2 protein-coding genes are annotated in these 1,602 nt (G+C 39.0%); both read right to left on the bottom strand.

The window, feature by feature from the left end; translation table 11 throughout:
• Positions 1–1,177: TonB-dependent receptor (locus ACTF6W_RS00845; protein WP_438992647.1), on the bottom strand; the 1,177-nt coding region annotated here is incomplete at its 3' end.
• Between the two features lie 225 nt (positions 1,178–1,402).
• Positions 1,403–1,602: hypothetical protein (locus ACTF6W_RS00850; RefSeq protein WP_438992648.1), on the bottom strand; the 200-nt coding region annotated here is incomplete at its 5' end.

Genomic DNA, 1,602 nt, shown 5'->3' on the forward strand with positions numbered 1-1,602 from the left:
ATATTAATGAAATTTGATCATCTGCACTATCAGCAAAGAAACTATCTCTTCTGTTATTGCCTGTATCCTGATCACCATATTCGGCACCCACCAATAACGTATGGCCAAGCCCTTCGGTATCAAATTGACCGACTAAGTTCGCCTGTGAAATAAAATTTTGACGGGCGGTTTCATCGCGGTATCCATCAAGTGATGCAGTTCCCGCATTTTGATCAAATCCAATTGGGAAAAGATTTTGGTAAAGTTTATCATAATCCGCATATTGAACGGTCGCATTAAAGGATAAGCTTTCTGAAAAACTATGGTCAATTTGCCCGCGCGCGATATGTGCTTTAAAAGTCGTAAGGTTGACATCAGGATCACCAAAAAATGTATTATCAAAACCACTTAGCGGCACACCATTCAATGAAGGCACACCACGATCAACGACACGGTCATCATTTACATATTCATATGAAAGTTTCACTTTGGTATCGGGCGAGAATTGCGCCGTAAATGTCGGATTTATCGCGAAACGTTCGCCGTCAAATTCATCACGGTGGTTATTAAGCGATTCGTAAAATGCATTCAGGCGAAACCCAAAACGATCTTCAACGCCGACATTAATATCACTGTTAATATTATAAGCGCCAAATGTATCAATGCCTGCTTGGGCCGAGCTGAAATTTTCGTCTATTTTAGCCGACTTGGTCACGCGGTTAATGACACCGCCCCCGCCGCCACGTCCAAAAATCATCGCGTTGGAGCCACGCAAAATTTCAACCTGTTCAAGGTTATAGAGCGGGCGAAAATATTGAACATCATCGCGTAACCCATCGATAAAGAAATCAGCCGTAGTATTTTGTCCGCGAATGGTAATTTGGTCTCTGTGTCCTTCACCTTGCCCGATTGATGTTCCGGGCGTATAGCGCAGAATATCACCCATATCGAGAAAAGCTTGACTTTCGATTTGCTCGCTTGAAACCACTGATAAACTTTGTGGCACATCAATCAGAGGGGTTTTGGTTTTCATGGCGCTAAACTTTTCATTTGCCAGATATTTACCCGTAACAATAATAACATCTTCATCAGCAACACTCTCGGCAGAAACCGGGACAGTTTGACTAAGTACTTGATTTGAAAGCGAGGTCGTTAATAATAATACTGATAAAATAGTATTCGTTTTGTAAAAAGACATTAATTTAAAATTCCTAGTTAATAATAATTATTATTACTAATAACAGAAAGTTTTTGCGAGTCAATCTTAATTACTCAATAAATACGTTTTTTTTCACACGCAGTAATAGAGGCTAAATTTGATAAAAATATTTATCAAAAAAAGAGGGAAATAAATTCTCAAATAGAGTCGTAAATACTAAGCGATAGATTTAAATTTAATGTACTGAATGAATTTTTTATCGCTCTAATGATAATTATAGCCAAGCATATTATAGCTGTAAAAATAATGTAATCCCCACAGTAACACGAGCGCCAGGGCGCTATAACGAATGCGGTCAAATTGTTCCGCGTCGGGCCAGAATTTTACAAACCTGTATAGATAGTATCCTGTTAAAGGAACAGTTAGCATCGCAAAGCTGAGTGCAATTGGCATATAGATCGGTG

Source organism: Pseudemcibacter sp., assembly GCF_965661635.1.
Taxonomy (GTDB): domain Bacteria; phylum Pseudomonadota; class Alphaproteobacteria; order Sphingomonadales; family Emcibacteraceae; genus Pseudemcibacter.